Source organism: Pseudomonas sp. FDAARGOS_380, from assembly GCF_002591235.1.
Taxonomy (GTDB): domain Bacteria; phylum Pseudomonadota; class Gammaproteobacteria; order Pseudomonadales; family Pseudomonadaceae; genus Aquipseudomonas; species Aquipseudomonas salmasensis.
This window is the reverse complement of record NZ_CP023969.1, coordinates 5,686,222-5,699,502: the sequence shown is the minus strand read 5'-3', so window position 1 is coordinate 5,699,502 and position 13,281 is coordinate 5,686,222. Positions and strand designations below refer to the sequence as shown.

General features: G+C 60.6%; 13 protein-coding genes. 4 read left to right on the top strand and 9 right to left on the bottom strand.

Features of this window, described 5'->3' with window-relative positions:
• Positions 1-136: 136 nt before the first annotated feature.
• Positions 137-1,672 carry a sensor domain-containing diguanylate cyclase gene (locus CRN80_RS26435; protein ID WP_098951981.1) on the top strand — a complete coding sequence of 512 codons (1,536 nt, stop codon included), beginning with the start codon at positions 137-139 and terminating at the stop codon, positions 1,670-1,672.
• Here CRN80_RS26435 and CRN80_RS31050 read toward each other — a convergent pair.
• From CRN80_RS31050 to CRN80_RS26425, 3 genes are all read right to left on the bottom strand, one after another.
• The gene (locus CRN80_RS31050; protein WP_138183580.1) at positions 1,647-1,847 is read right to left on the bottom strand and encodes a hypothetical protein; all 201 of its coding nucleotides are present in this window, start codon (positions 1,845-1,847) and stop codon (positions 1,647-1,649) included. The two genes, CRN80_RS26435 and CRN80_RS31050, sit on opposite strands and share 26 nt — an antisense overlap.
• Positions 1,848-2,003: 156 nt before the next feature.
• Entirely contained in the window at positions 2,004-2,459 is a 456-nt protein-coding gene (locus CRN80_RS26430; RefSeq protein WP_032892337.1) for a GNAT family N-acetyltransferase, read from the bottom strand.
• 59 nt (positions 2,460-2,518) lie between these two features.
• Positions 2,519-3,211, bottom strand: a complete 693-nt coding sequence (locus tag CRN80_RS26425; protein WP_056784109.1) for an alpha/beta hydrolase — start codon at positions 3,209-3,211, stop codon at positions 2,519-2,521.
• Positions 3,212-3,443: 232 nt separating this feature from the next.
• Here CRN80_RS26425 and CRN80_RS26420 point away from each other — a divergent pair, with 232 nt between their 5' ends.
• Complete coding sequence (locus tag CRN80_RS26420) at positions 3,444-4,283, top strand: DNA/RNA non-specific endonuclease (RefSeq protein ID WP_098951979.1); 840 nt, start codon at positions 3,444-3,446, stop codon at positions 4,281-4,283.
• 3 nt (positions 4,284-4,286) lie between these two features.
• Here the strand turns inward: CRN80_RS26420 and CRN80_RS26415 are convergent, their stop codons facing one another.
• On the bottom strand, positions 4,287-4,505 hold the full coding sequence (locus tag CRN80_RS26415) for a hypothetical protein (RefSeq protein ID WP_032892334.1): 219 nt from the start codon (positions 4,503-4,505) through the stop codon (positions 4,287-4,289).
• Between the two features lie 235 nt (positions 4,506-4,740).
• Here CRN80_RS26415 and CRN80_RS26410 point away from each other — a divergent pair, with 235 nt between their 5' ends.
• Positions 4,741-5,184, top strand: coding sequence for a DUF421 domain-containing protein (locus CRN80_RS26410; protein WP_014718042.1), 444 nt, complete (start codon positions 4,741-4,743; stop codon positions 5,182-5,184).
• 134 nt (positions 5,185-5,318) lie between these two features.
• A complete protein-coding gene (locus tag CRN80_RS31315) occupies positions 5,319-5,468 on the top strand; it encodes a hypothetical protein (protein ID WP_003190489.1) in 150 nt (49 codons plus the stop codon).
• Positions 5,469-5,742: 274 nt separating this feature from the next.
• Here the strand turns inward: CRN80_RS31315 and CRN80_RS26405 are convergent, their stop codons facing one another.
• The 5 genes from CRN80_RS26405 to CRN80_RS26385 all read right to left on the bottom strand — a co-directional run bounded on the left by CRN80_RS26405 (position 5,743) and on the right by CRN80_RS26385 (position 12,586).
• Entirely contained in the window at positions 5,743-7,614 is a 1,872-nt protein-coding gene (locus tag CRN80_RS26405; protein WP_098951977.1) for a D-arabinono-1,4-lactone oxidase, read from the bottom strand.
• Between the two features lie 125 nt (positions 7,615-7,739).
• Positions 7,740-8,066 carry a hypothetical protein gene (locus CRN80_RS26400; RefSeq protein WP_044272568.1) on the bottom strand — a complete coding sequence of 109 codons (327 nt, stop codon included), beginning with the start codon at positions 8,064-8,066 and terminating at the stop codon, positions 7,740-7,742.
• 467 nt (positions 8,067-8,533) lie between these two features.
• Positions 8,534-9,874: a cytochrome c gene (locus CRN80_RS26395; protein WP_098951976.1), complete on the bottom strand. Its 1,341-nt coding sequence runs from the start codon at positions 9,872-9,874 to the stop codon at positions 8,534-8,536.
• 16 nt (positions 9,875-9,890) lie between these two features.
• A complete protein-coding gene (locus CRN80_RS26390) occupies positions 9,891-12,128 on the bottom strand; it encodes a molybdopterin cofactor-binding domain-containing protein (protein WP_098951974.1) in 2,238 nt (745 codons plus the stop codon).
• Positions 12,128-12,586 carry a (2Fe-2S)-binding protein gene (locus CRN80_RS26385; protein ID WP_014718046.1) on the bottom strand — a complete coding sequence of 153 codons (459 nt, stop codon included), beginning with the start codon at positions 12,584-12,586 and terminating at the stop codon, positions 12,128-12,130. Before CRN80_RS26385 ends, CRN80_RS26390 begins: the two co-directional genes overlap by 1 nt.
• Positions 12,587-13,281: the final 695 nt, after the last annotated feature.

Sequence of the window (13,281 nt, the reverse complement as noted above, 5' to 3'; positions counted from 1 at the left end):
GCGCTCAGCCGCACACTCTGTTGCTGCAGCCTGCACGGACTGCTTGTATGCTGGCACTCTGGAACCGGTTTCCCCTGTGAGTACCGACGTTCGAATGATGGCTGGAATGGAAACCGGACTTCCTTAAGGTGCTGACGTGAAGCGTGATACCCGTCTTGTGATGCTGTTGCTGTTGGTGATCGGCTGTTCCCTGACTTCGTTGACGATTTGGAAAGTCCTGTCTTCCCGCGACCGTGCGCTGGCGGAAGTGGATGTGCATGGCTTGAACCTGACGCAGGCGCTTACCACCTATACCGAAGGCATCGTGCGGCAAAGCTCGTTGTTGTTGCTGGGGCTGGTTGAGCGTTTGGAAACCGAAGGCAGTGGCCCGGTGCAAATCCAGCGAATCAGTACGCTGATCAACCGCCAGCAGCCGCTGATGCCGCAGCTCAGCGGCATCACCATTTATGATCATCAGGGCCGGTGGTTGCTGTCTTCCAATCGCGCGATCCCAGAGGGCGCCAATAGCAGTGATCGGGCCTATTTCATCCACCATCGCGACGATCCGAGTGCTGAACCTTTTATTGGCCCGCCGATTCAGAGCCGTGCCAACCATGAATGGGTGGTGACCATCAGCCGCCGTTTCAACGACGCGGCGGGCAACTTCGCTGGCGTGGTCGCTGTGACCCTGGGGGTGGAAAACTTTCTGCGGGTATTCGGCAAACTCGATGTAGGCCAGGAGGGTGCCATCGGCCTGTCCTACGCCGACGGCACGTTGCTGGTGCGCTACCCCTTCCGCGAGCAGGACATGGGCCGCAACTTTTCCTCCTCGCCTATTTATTCCAAGTACCTGGTCGACCAACCGGTGGGCACTGCGGCCTATACCTCCAGCCTGGACGGGGTAGAGCGGCTCTATGCCTTTCGCAAAAGCGAAACCCTGCCGCTGATCACCACCGTCGCGTTGGGCAAGCACGAAGCCCTCGCGGCGTGGCGCATCGAGGCGGCGCTGTCAGCGGTCGTGGTGGCGGGGCTGTTGGGGCTGACAGGTCTGATCGGCTGGTTCCTGATCTTGGATATTCGCAGGCGTACGGCGGCGGAAGAGGCGTTACGCGTCGCCCAGCAGCAGTTGCTCGACTCCAATCGGCAGTTGGCACTCTTGGCGAAGAAGGACGCGCTGACCGGCCTGGCCAACCGCCGCTGTTTTGATGAAACGCTGGCCGTGGAAGCGCGTCGGGCGCAGCGCGAAGGTACGTCGCTGGCATTGCTGATGCTCGATATCGACCATTTCAAACGCTTTAACGATGCCTTTGGTCACGTCGCGGGAGATGCGTGCTTGCAGGCGGTCAGCACGTTGTTGGAAACGTGCGTGCGGCGACCGTCGGACCTGGTGGCGCGCTATGGCGGAGAAGAAATGGCGATTATCCTGCCCGCGACTGACAACGCAGGGGCTGCGGTGGTCGCGCAACGCATTCTTTCGCGTCTGCAGCAGGAGAACATCACACACCCAGGCAGCCCCTTCGGGCACGTGAGTGTGAGTATCGGTATCGCGACGAGCGTGGGCTCACGGCTGGAGCCGGTGTTGGGTCTGGTGGAGGCTGCGGATACAGCGCTTTACGGCGCGAAGGCGGCTGGGCGCAATGGGTTCAACGTGCATCCCGCGGACCGACTCACATCCCCAGCGTCGGGATCATGAGTTCCCCGCACTCCATTAATTGGCCAGCGGTGACTTGCAGCTGCGGGGTGGGTTTTGCCGCATAGCCTGCGATAAAGCCCGCACTTAGCAGTGCAAGGCAGAGGACGGCTTTTTTCACAAGCATGCGCAGGGTCTCATTCGGTTCAAAAGGGTGAACCACAGATTGCCCATTCAAGAAAAGGTTCCTGCCCGCGCAGAAGGCTTTCTGCTTTCTGTAGGAGCGAGCTTGCTCGCGAAAAACCTCAACGATAACGCGTGCTCCCTGAAGAAGTGCAGTGCCTGGGAGTTTTTCGCGAGCAAGCTCGCTCCTACAAAAGGCATTGCCTGAGGGTCAGCGAATGAACTTGACGTACACACGTTCAGGGTCGTTATCGTCCAGATTCTCGATCTGTCCGCTGGGAATAAAGCCGGCTTTCGTCAGCAGGGCCTGCGCCGCGCCGTTGGAGGCATTGGTCGACGCGAACAGCTTGGGCGTTTTGCAGGCCGCTTCGGCCGCTGCCAGAAGACGAAGGCCGACGCCCTGGCGCTGGTACAGCGGTGAAACCACCACCAGGGCAATAAACCCATGGTTGAAAAAATCGTGGGTGAGCACCAGGTAGCCGGCGCACACGTTAGCGTCAGCGGCTACCAGGCATTGCTGGCGAACCACGGCGTCATAGATAAACACACGACGGCTGGCATGCTCGGTTGCGTAGGCATCCAGTGCGACCAAAGCATGCACATCGTCGGGGGTGGCTTGGCGGATCAGCCAGTGTGGGGCAGCGGGGGGCAGAAGGTATTCAGTCATGGTCGTTGAGCATCCTCTGTTTAAACACTTCATTACCCCCCCCGAGCTTGATTACATCATCACGACAGCGAACACGCCGCCTTATCGATAAACGCAGCGACTTCTGCCGGTCTGGACGCCAGGGAGGCGTGGCTGGCATCCAGTGTGAGGGTTTCCCGAGTGCCCAGGCGTTTGGCCATGCGTGCCTGGTTGTCGGGATGGATCATGCGGTCCTGGCTCGAAATCTGATACCACGACGGTTTGTTCTTCCACGCCGGGTTGCTGACCACATCGCCAAAGGTGCTGGCCAGCGGGGCCTTTTGGGTAACCCCCATGACTTGGCCTTCTTGCCGGGGCAGGTCCTGGCAGAAGCTGTCGTGGAACCGTTCAGGCTTGACCCACAGATAACCGTCGCTATCAGGCGCCAGGTTAGGGGCGGCTTCGGGCAGATGTTCCTGGGTGATGCCGCCAGGGCTTTCGCCGTCATCCGGGGCGAATGCCGCGATGTACACCAGGCCTGCGACATTTGGTTCGTTGCCCGCTTGAGTGATGACGGCGCCGCCATAGGAATGCCCCACCAACAACACCGGGCCCTTGATTTGCGCAACCATCTTGCGGGTACGTTCTGCATCGTCGGCCAGCGAGGTCAGCGGCATCTCCACCGCATGCAAATCGGTATAGCCCTTGTTGTGCAGTTCGATAATCACCCGATTCCAGTGCGCCGCACCGCCCCAAAAACCATGGACCAAGACAATTGCCGGTTTCTCACTCATGTGTAAGTTCCTTGTGCATTGATAAGGTGGTGCTATCGCTCGCCTAAGGGCGGCGTTATGGATAGCACAGTTATGGCTGCGATGGCGCGCGCGGGAGTTACGTTCGTCGGCCTGATTGCTGTCGTTGTTTAGAAATGTTTATGTGATTCAATGGTCATCTCGGCTTGCGCAGGACGCGCATCGGCCGAGGCCATTTTGATCTTTCAAGAGATTCATCCCAAGGAGTAACACCATGCAAGGAAGCACATCGTTCAAGTACCTGGCGTTTTCGTTGATCCCGTTGATGGCCGCCTGTACCACACCCACACGCCAGTCCGTCGTCGTCCCGGCGCCACCCTTGTCGTTCGATAACTGCGCGGTTGGTTGCCCCACAGGCGGCAGCCCAGTGACGTTGAACCGCCTGGCCTACACCTTGAACAACAACGGCTCGACCAAGTTTGCCAATTGGGTCTCCTACAAAATCACCAAAGCCACGGCGGCCAGCGGGCGTTCCCGTGACTGGCGCACCGACCCGGATATTCCAGCCGGGGAAACCCTGGACCCGGTGGATTACAACGGCGCCAACGTCGCGCTCAAAATCGACCGTGGGCATCAGGCCAACCTGGCGTCAATGGCTGGGGTGGCCGACTGGCAAACGCTTAACTACCTGTCGAACATCACCCCGCAAAAAGCCGAACTCAACCAGGGGCCGTGGGCGCGCCTGGAAGACCAGGAGCGCAACCTCAGCAAGGAGCCAGGCGTCGATCAGGTGTATGTGGCTACCGGGCCGCTGTATGAGCATTTTGTCGGCTCGTTGCCGGGCACGAACAAAGTGCACACCATCCCCAGTGGCTACTGGAAAATCATCGTGGTCGGCAGCTCGCCGCAAACGGGCCTGTACGCCTCGTTCGTGATGAACCAGGAAACCCCCAAGGGCGCAGACTTCTGTGATTACCAGGTCACCGTGGATCACGTCGAAGAGCGCTCGGGGCTGACGTTCTGGAGCACCTTGCCGCAAGCGATGCAAGCCGCGCTGAAGGCCAGGCAGGGCCAGTTGCCGAGTCGGATCGGCTGTAACCGCACCCAAGCCTGACGCCTAGTCGGCACACACCAATGAGGGCCTGCGGCTGCTGTTCTTGCCCAGGCGCTCATGTGTGGCGGCGTCTGTGGCCTGTTCACGCAGTGCTTCTTCCAGTGCTTGCAAATGCTTGGACAGGATCTTCACCGACCCGCTCGGGTTGGCGGGGTCAAAGGGGATCCGGCCATTGGCAATCAGCACCATGGCCAATTCCCAGGCGCGTTGTGAGTCGTTCATGACAGGGGTTTCCTTCTTCAGCGTGATCGATATAGAGGTGTGACCCGCTTCAAACACCTCTATATCAACTGGGTTGCTGTCGAAATTTCGATCACTTCAACGCTTCAGTTGCGCCGAAACCATCATCTTTTTAGATGGTGGCCGGGGCGCGTCGAAAGAATGAACCTGAGCGGTGGGGTGGTCACCTAATCCGTATGAATCGGTCGTTTCCCATTCACTGTTGCGAGGGTCAACCATGGACTCTGTACTGCGGGCTGTGGCGATTTACCTGGTGCTGCTGGTGCTGTTCAAGGTCGCCGGCAGGCGCACACTGGCCGAGCTCACCACCTTTGACCTGGTGCTGTTGATGGTCATCGGCGAAGCCACCCAACAGGCGTTGCTGGGCGAGGATTTCTCGATGACCAACGCCGTGCTGGTCATCGCCACCCTGATTGCCATCGACATCGGCTTCTCGCTGGCCAAGCAGCGTTCAGCCTGGTTCGCACGGGTGCTTGATGGGGGGCCGACCGTGCTGGTCGAGCAAGGCCAGGTGCTGCATAAACGCCTCAAGCATGCGCGGCTGGACGAGGGCGATATCCTCGAGGCGGCCCGGTCCACCCAAGGGCTTGTCGAGCTCAAGCAGATCCGCTTCGCGATTCTTGAGCGCAACGGCAAGATCTCGGTGATCCCGTTTGAATAACACGCGGCCCCATTCGTCAGCCAAGGGGCTTTTTTTTGAACGCCAGCGCTTCTGTTCCAGACAGATAGGGTATGGGCGGACGGGTCGTGCTTTCGTCACGCCGATATCACTCACTCGCCAATAGGTGAACGATCATGAAGAAGCTCTATATGTGCCTGGGCCTGTGCAGCGCGTTCATGCTGCACGGCTGTTTTGACAACGCCGATAACGCCACCAAAGACAACAACAGTGGCACCCAGTCGTCAGTGCAGATGCAGGAGGGCAAGGCGGACGAGAGCAAATAGAGCGGCCTGCCAGCCGCCGCCTATATCATTGATGCTCATTGCTGAATGTGGGAGCTGGCTTGCCTGCGATAGCGGTGGTTCAGTTAACGATGCAGTGACTGACACACCAACTTCGCGGGCAAGCCCGCTCCCACAGGGGCCCTGTGCCAGGCGTTGATCCTGTGGGCGCCACATAACCAATGTGGGGCTTGCCTGCGATGCAAACACCTCGGTACATCAGACAAACCGAGTCGATGCGTTCACAGGCAAGCGCGGGGCATCTTATAGATCCCTGCTACGGAGCGTCTCCCAGCAGCGTCGCGACAAAGTGGTTGTGGAACACTCCCTCTGGGTCACAGGCCTTGCGAAAGGCGTTGAAGGCCGCAGTTCTCTCGCTGCGGCGCTGTGCGAGGTCCTTCAGGAAGTCCGGGTTGAACGGCTCAGAGTAAGTTCCCGAGGGTTGAGCCGGGTTGTAAAAACCGAACATTTTGCCGGTGTGCGGCATGCCACCCAGGGCAACCCAGTCTCGTTCGATATCCGCAAAAAAGTGCAGGAGGCGATCCGGGTAGTCAGACGCCGCCACAGCGGGTACGTAACCGATAAGATCCAGGTTCACGAAGGTAGCGTCTGGGGTCTGCGTGTACGTCCCGGCCAATGCTGTGTCCCCGCCACGCACGAAGCGAAACTCCAGCGGGGCAACCACCAGGAAGTCGCTGGTACTCTTGATCCGTGCCTTTACGGCGTCGAGCCCTTGCCAGGCTTTACTGAGGCCTTCGTCATCCAGAGCCGGCAGCTCGATAAAGTACGACATGAAAATAACGCGTGAGGCCTTGGTCAGCCACAAGTCTGAATAAACCGCCGCGGCTTGATCAAAGAGCGTTTCGATCGTCAGGAACCCTGCGTCAATGATCGCACTCGTCGTTGTCGTGTTATTGCCATACTGGGCGGCGATGAGGGGCGGCTCGATGATGGGCTCAAACGGTATCAGGTAGGGCGCCCCGAATACATTCTCTCCCGCCAGGGCACAGGCATTCGGTACGCTTGTCTTCAGGTTGGGAACCTGGGTGGCAGGGGAAGCAACCACGTCCCACCACAAGATCAGGAAATTGTCGGTGTAGGGATTGAGGAAGGATTCGACGCGGTCATGGTCCGTAAGCAGCGCCTTGAACCGGGCGATGAAGGTTGACTCGTCAGCGCAGACAACGTTGGTGTCTTTACCTGGGTTCAAGGTGGTGGCCCATGGGCGGGGCAATACATCCAGGGTCACTGACGTGACGATGCCCAACGCACCGAGGGAGACGCGTGCAAATTGCAAAGGCGACCATCCGTCGACTGCAGGCGTCTGTGCGTCAATGGTCCGCACCTGGCCGTCCGGCCCCATGAGGGTGAACGCCGAAGCGGTTTCGGCAAAAATCGGTGCGCGGATGGTTGCGCCATGGACATCGACAGCGGTCATGCCCCCCAGGCTGAAGAAGCCACCGGCGGTCGCGGTCTTGAGCATCAAGTCATGGGCGGTCAGGAAGGCATCCAACTCATCCTCGCGCACACCCGTGTTTACGGTGATCGTATTCGGGGTGCTGCCCAGCACAATAGAGTCATCCCCGTTCGGGCCCAAGTCTGCGTAACAGGCGAGGTCGATGAGCCAGCGGTGGGGGTTTGGGGCGATGCGATTGTCTTCGGCAACCAAGGCCGGTTGCGCATGTCGTTGGCCCGATACGCGTACTGTCGCGCCTGCCGCGCCGGTTTGGCGAACGATGTCTTGAAGCTCTGCGAGATGGGTTGGGGAGAAGTAGTATTGACCGTCGATTTCCAGGGTGTCGACGATGTTCTGAGCCCAGTTTTTCCATGGGAGTGGCTGGACCTTGAAATTCAAGGTTGTTCCCGTGACTTCATAGGCGGCCAGCCTGCCATTATTCGCTGACTTGACTAAAGGTTCTCCTTGATTCTGGATGCCTGCGACGGCGGACACATAAGGCGCGACGCCAATTGCATCCGCGGGAATACCGAGCAATGCAAGTGAAGGGCTGACCTTGTACAAACCATTTTCGAAGTTGCCACTGTTCCAATCGGAGGTATGCCATTGGCCGGCCGAATCAAGCCATTGGATCGAAAAATTCATGACAAAAATGCCGCTGTTAAGGCAACCAATGCGTTCGACTTTTTTCATGTTGGTTTCCTGTTACGTGGTTTTTAACGTCAGGTGAGTTGAGAGTAAAAAAGAAAGCCGGCGCCAACTTCCAACGGCAAGTAACGAAAAGTGGGGGCCGGATACCCCGTGGTAAAGAACTTGATTTATTCGATCAAGTTAATCGCAAAGCCGATGAGGGTTGTTCCTACCGCATCGTAGGTCGCGATCTGGCCGTTTGCGGCAAACCCCACAAACGGCGTGCCTTGGCCTGATGACCCGGCCAGTGCATGCCCATACACCGTGACGGCCAGCGCGTCTGAAGGCACGCCGATGGTTTCCAGATTCGGCGTGGTCCGAGATTGCGCCACCGGATAGTCACCGCTACTCCATTGGGACGTGTACCACTTGCCGTCACTATTGAGCCATTGAACCTTGAAGTTAAACACGTAACCGCCTTTGTTATTGACGGTGATTTTTTGAACTTGTCTCATGGTTATCTCCTGCTGAAGCAATAATTTTATATGAGCACGCCTGCGCCTTTTTGCGTGGCGATAAGACGTGTTTATTAAGGGCGCGAATTGCACTGCTTAGAGGCAATGGGAGACGCAGAAATCAAATAGGTCGCCTCGCGCCCTATTTACTGATTACTGTCAAGTGAGTGAGCCTGTTTTCGCGCACTGACCTACAACAACGAGTAGATTGGATAATCCATTTATAACGTTCGATAACGTGGGCAGTTGGATCATATTTAGCGGGGGTTAGCCTCCGTGGCTGCTGGGTGATTCCTTTCTGATACTGAGGGGGAGGTTAGTCGCGGTACCGATTGCTCGCCAGTGGGGCAGAAAACTATTTGGCTATATGCTCCATTTCGGAAATACCAGTCGTTTCGCTGCCTGTGCTCAGAGGCAGTGCAACCCTTGGGCCTATCAACGGCCACAAGCGCTGCACTGCCTGGTCCTCAACGCATATGCAAAATAATCGGGCTGCTGCTCGCCGGGTCCGTATGCCCGCGCAACTTGCTTACGGCCTTCGCATCGACCGCGCCGCCGTGGTTACCCCAGGTACCGCGCACGTAGCTCAGCACGTCGGCGATTTCCTGGTCGGACAATTGCTCGCGAAACGCTGGCATGCGGTAGGCGTCCGGCAGGCCGGCGGTGACCACGCGTTGCGAGCCGTTAAGGGTGATGTTGATTGCGGACGCATTTTCCTTGGCCAAGGCCGAGGTGGCGCCGGCCAGGGGCGGCATCCAGTCGGGTTGGCCTTTGCCGTCGAGGCCGTGGCAGGAGGCACAGCGGGTGGCGTACGTGTGGGCGCCGGGGGCCTCCGAGCGCGCCGTGACTGCTTGATACTGCCAGGGGCTGCCGTCACGCTGCGGGTCGCCGGGCAGTGACTTGAGATAGCGAGCGATCGCGGCCAGGTCATCGTCCTGCATGAACTGCGTGGAGTTGTTGAAGGCTTCGGTCATCGAGCCATAGACCACGGCATGCTGGTTGCGACCGGTCTTGAGGAACTGCACGATCTGTTCCTCACTCCAGCGGCCCAGGCCGGTGTTGTGGTCCTGACGCAGGCTGGGGGCGTACCAGCCGTCGAGCAGGGCACCGGCCAGGAATGGCGCGCCGGATTCGTCCAGGGCTTTCTCGTTGAACGCTAGCCCGCGTGGCGTGTGGCAACTGCCGCAGTGGCCGGGGCCTTGCACGATATACGCGCCACGGTTCCACAGCGCATCCTGGCCTGGCTTGGCAGCATAGGTCGCGGTCGGTGCGAACACGCCGTTCCACAGGGCGATGGGCCAACGCAGGTTGAGCGGCCAGGGAATGCCGCTGGGCAGGTTGGGCTCATTGGCCGGTTGCACGCCTTTCATGAAAAATGCGTACAGGGCCTGGATGTCGTCATCGCTGAGTTTGACGTAAGACGGGTAGGGCATGGCCGGGTAGAGCCGTCGCCCACCCGGCGCCACGCCGTGGCGCACCGCGCGGTCGAAGTCGGCCAGGCTATAGGTGCCGATGCCATGCTCGCGGTCGGGGGTGATGTTGGTGGCGTGGATCGCTCCCAGCGGCGTGGCCATTTCCAGGCCGCCGGCGAAGGGCGTCTTGCCTGGCAGGCTGTGGCAGGCCACGCAGTCACTCACGCGGGCGACGTATTCGCCGCGGCTGACCAAGGCGGGGTCGAAACTCGTGGCCTGTTGCTGTTCAAAAGGCGAGGCAGGCTCGCGGGTGACATACCAGGCCAGCAGGCCGGCGGCGACCACGCAGGGCAGCACCAGCCACCCTGCGGTTCTTGCGAATCGGCGGTTATTCATGGGCATTCCCTGTCGGTTAGCTGAAGGTGTAGCGGCTCAAAGGCAGACTGCGGATGCGCTGGCCGGTCAACTGCGCCACGGCATTCGCCACGGCAGGGGCCACGGCCGGCAACGGCGGTTCGCCGATGCCACCCATCTTTTCGCCGCTCTCTACGATCTTCACGTGGACCTGCGCCATACGCGAAGGCGGCAGCACCGGATAAAGGTCGTAGTTGCGCGCCCGTGGCTTGCCATCCACGTACACCGCTTCCTCCAACAGGGTTTGCGACAGGCCCAAGGCCACGGCACCGTTGACCTGCGCCTCCACAATCGCCGGGTTGACGATACTGCCCGGGTCAATCGCTTGCCAGATGTGATGAACCTTGACCTGGCCGTTCTCGATCGACACCTCGGCCACCACCGCTGCATGGGAGCCAAATGGCGAAGCCATGGCTACGCCGCGTGCACGGCGGGTGCCGTCTTCGGCGGTGTAAGGCCCACGCTTCCAGCCGCCAGACAGCTCGGCGGCCGCCTGCAGCAGGGTGGTCAGGCGCGGGTTGTCGCGCAGCAGGTGCAGGCGCAGTTCATAGGGGTCATGGCCGCCTTTGTCGGCCAGTTCGTCCAGGAACGCTTCGTAGAAAAAGTCATTGAGCGAGTTGCCCACCGAACGCCAGTAACCGAGCATGGCCGGGCCTTTGACATAGATCTGCGCGATGCGTTTGTTGGGGATCGCGTAGCTCTTGCCCGACAAGCCTTCCAGGGCGGTAGGGTCGATGGCGTCGCCCTGTTTGCCAGCGATGGCTTCGGTGGGGCCTTCGGTGGCGCTTACCGCTTCGATGGCCACAGGCAGGCCTTTGTCATCCAGCGCGGCGCGGAACTTAACCACGGCGACCGGGCGCAACACATCGCGCACGAACTCTTCTTCACGGCTCCAGATCAGTTTGATCGGCCTGCCCACTGCCTTGGCCAGCGCAATGGCCTGCGGGTACGGATTGGCGGAGTCATACAGGAAATGCCGACCAAAGAAGCCGCCCAGCAGCGGTGAGTGCAGGGTGATTTGCTCAGTGCTCAGGCCGGTGCGTTTGGCGATGTCGGCACGGAACATATCCGGCGCCTGGTTAGGCAGCCACACCTCCAGCGTGCCGTCCGGGTTAAAGCGTGCCAGGGCTGAAGGCGGCTCCAGCTGGGCATGGTTGAGGTACTGGTTGTGGTAGGTGGCTTCGACACGGGTCTTGGCGCTGGCCAGTGCGCCGGGCACATCGCCTTCGTTTTCGTCATCGCGGGCCGGGCCTTGCTGGGCGGCCAGGAAGTCGCGGTACTTGTCGCTGGAAAAATCCGCCGGCATCGCCCGCACAGTGGAGTCGGCGGCGGCTTCAAGCCATTCCACCTGGATGGCTTCGACGGCCCGCTTGGCATGCCACCAACGTTCGGCTACCACCGCCACGGCGCCGGGCAGGGTGTGAACCGAGTGCACGCCTTGCATGGCTTGCACCTGCGCCTGGTTGCGCAGGCTGCCCACGGTCATGCCCAAACGCGGCGCGTGTTGGACCGCCGCGTGGAGCATGCCGTCGATTTTCAGGTCGATGGTGTACAGCGCCTTGCCGGTGGATTTGTCATAGGCATCCAGGCGCTTGACCGGCTTGCCGATCCAGCGGAACTGGCTCGGGTCGCGCAGGGTAATGCTGGCCGGGTCGGGTACCGGCATATCCAGGGCGCGTCCGGCCAATTCGCCGTAGCCCAGGGACCGGCCGGAAGCGGCGTGCACCACGCGTCCGGGCTGGGTGGTCAGCTCGCTGAGCGGTACACGCAGTTGCTCTGCGGCGGCTTGCATCAGCATCGCACGGGCGAGGGCGCCGAGGCGGCGCATGGTCGGGTAGCTCATGCGCACCGACATACTGCCGCCGGTGATGCGCATGCCATTTTCCATCACCACGTAGGCTTCGCCGGGCGGGGCCGCTTCGACGATGAACGTGGCCGGGTCGGCATCCAATTCTTCACCGACGATCTGCGCCATGGCGGTGTGGGTGCCTTGGCCGCCTTCCATGAACGGGCTGAGCAAGCGCACGCTGCCGTCGGGACGAATCTCCAGGAAGGCGGGCACTTGAGTGCCGCGTTCAGCGGCGGCGCCGGTCGCGGCTTGCACGCGGGAGGTGCCCAGCGGCAAGCCGAAGCCGATCACCAGCGCGCCCACGGCGGTGCTGGCCAGGAAGCGGCGACGGGACAGGTTGATCGGTTCGCCCAGGGTAACGCCCGGAATGATCTCGTTAGTATTCATCAGGCGGTTTCCTTCCCGGCGGCCAAGGCATCCATGGCGGCATGGATGGCGTTGTAAGTGCCGCAACGGCAGAGGTTGACCATCGCCGCGTCGATCTGCGCCTTGGTCGGCGCGGGGGTGTGCTTGAGCAGCGCGGTGGCGGCCATCACCTGCCCGGACTGGCAGTAACCGCATTGCGCCACTTGGTGTTCGACCCAGGCCGCCACCACACGCTTGCCCACGTCATCGGCCTCCACGGCCTCGATGGTGGTGATCTCGCGACCGACCACGCCAGCCACGGGCGTCACGCAGGCGCGCACCACATTGCCGTCCACCAGCACCGAACAGGCGCCGCACTGGGCCAGGCCGCAGCCGTATTTGGTGCCGGTCATGCCCAGGTTATCGCGGATCACCCACAACAACGGGGTGTCGGCTTCGGCATCGACCTGATAGGCCTTTTGGTTGATACGTAATTCCATGCGGGCTCACCTGCTGATCATCGGTTGGTGGTGCTTTTTCTTATCAGGGACGTGCGCGGTGGCATGCCCTGGTGTCGCTCATGGGCGACGGGTTATGGCGGCGGGGTTGAGAACCGGTTTCATCTTGGCCACGCGCGCATGGTTGGACTCTAGACCACGGCGCAAGGGGTATCTATCCCGGTGGGCGATAAGTCGGAGGATCAGGCAAGTATTCGCGAGGATTGAGCGATAGAAGCGGTGGCTGATCCGAGATTTTGGCTGATGTGCCGTGATCTTCTGTGGGAGCTGGCTTGCCTGCGATGACGGCCTGCCAGCCGACACCAATCTACCTGACACCCCGCGATCCCTCTGTGGGAGCTGGCTTGCCTGCGATGACGCCCTGACAGTCGACACCTATCTACCTGACACCCCACGATCCAACTGTGGGAGCGGGCTTGCTCGCGAAGGCGGCCTGACAGGCAACACTGTTATACCGAGTACATATCCATTCCTGCGGTAACGGCCACTTAGGGTTCCGCCTGACGGCGGGTCACTTTGGAAAAGAGCCGGAATGCCGGCCCAGCCCAAAGTAACCAAAGGGCTCTTGCCCCACCACTCGGCACCTCGCTTAGGCTCGGTGTGCCCGAACGCAGGCTTGAATCCGTGGGCCGCCGCCACGCGCCATCCATGGCGCGGGGCGGCTAACCCGGCGTCCT

Coding starts and splice junctions, on each gene's coding strand:
- CRN80_RS26430 (WP_032892337.1), bottom strand. CDS start 2,459: ATGACTGAATACCTTCTGCCCCCCGCTGCCCCACACTGGCTGATCCGC.
- CRN80_RS26425 (WP_056784109.1), bottom strand. CDS start 3,211: ATGAGTGAGAAACCGGCAATTGTCTTGGTCCATGGTTTTTGGGGCGGT.
- CRN80_RS26420 (WP_098951979.1), top strand. CDS start 3,444: ATGCAAGGAAGCACATCGTTCAAGTACCTGGCGTTTTCGTTGATCCCG.
- CRN80_RS26415 (WP_032892334.1), bottom strand. CDS start 4,505: ATGAACGACTCACAACGCGCCTGGGAATTGGCCATGGTGCTGATTGCC.
- CRN80_RS26410 (WP_014718042.1), top strand. CDS start 4,741: ATGGACTCTGTACTGCGGGCTGTGGCGATTTACCTGGTGCTGCTGGTG.
- CRN80_RS31315 (WP_003190489.1), top strand. CDS start 5,319: ATGAAGAAGCTCTATATGTGCCTGGGCCTGTGCAGCGCGTTCATGCTG.
- CRN80_RS26405 (WP_098951977.1), bottom strand. CDS start 7,614: ATGAAAAAAGTCGAACGCATTGGTTGCCTTAACAGCGGCATTTTTGTC.
- CRN80_RS26400 (WP_044272568.1), bottom strand. CDS start 8,066: ATGAGACAAGTTCAAAAAATCACCGTCAATAACAAAGGCGGTTACGTG.
- CRN80_RS26395 (WP_098951976.1), bottom strand. CDS start 9,874: ATGAATAACCGCCGATTCGCAAGAACCGCAGGGTGGCTGGTGCTGCCC.
- CRN80_RS26390 (WP_098951974.1), bottom strand. CDS start 12,128: ATGAATACTAACGAGATCATTCCGGGCGTTACCCTGGGCGAACCGATC.
- CRN80_RS26385 (WP_014718046.1), bottom strand. CDS start 12,586: ATGGAATTACGTATCAACCAAAAGGCCTATCAGGTCGATGCCGAAGCC.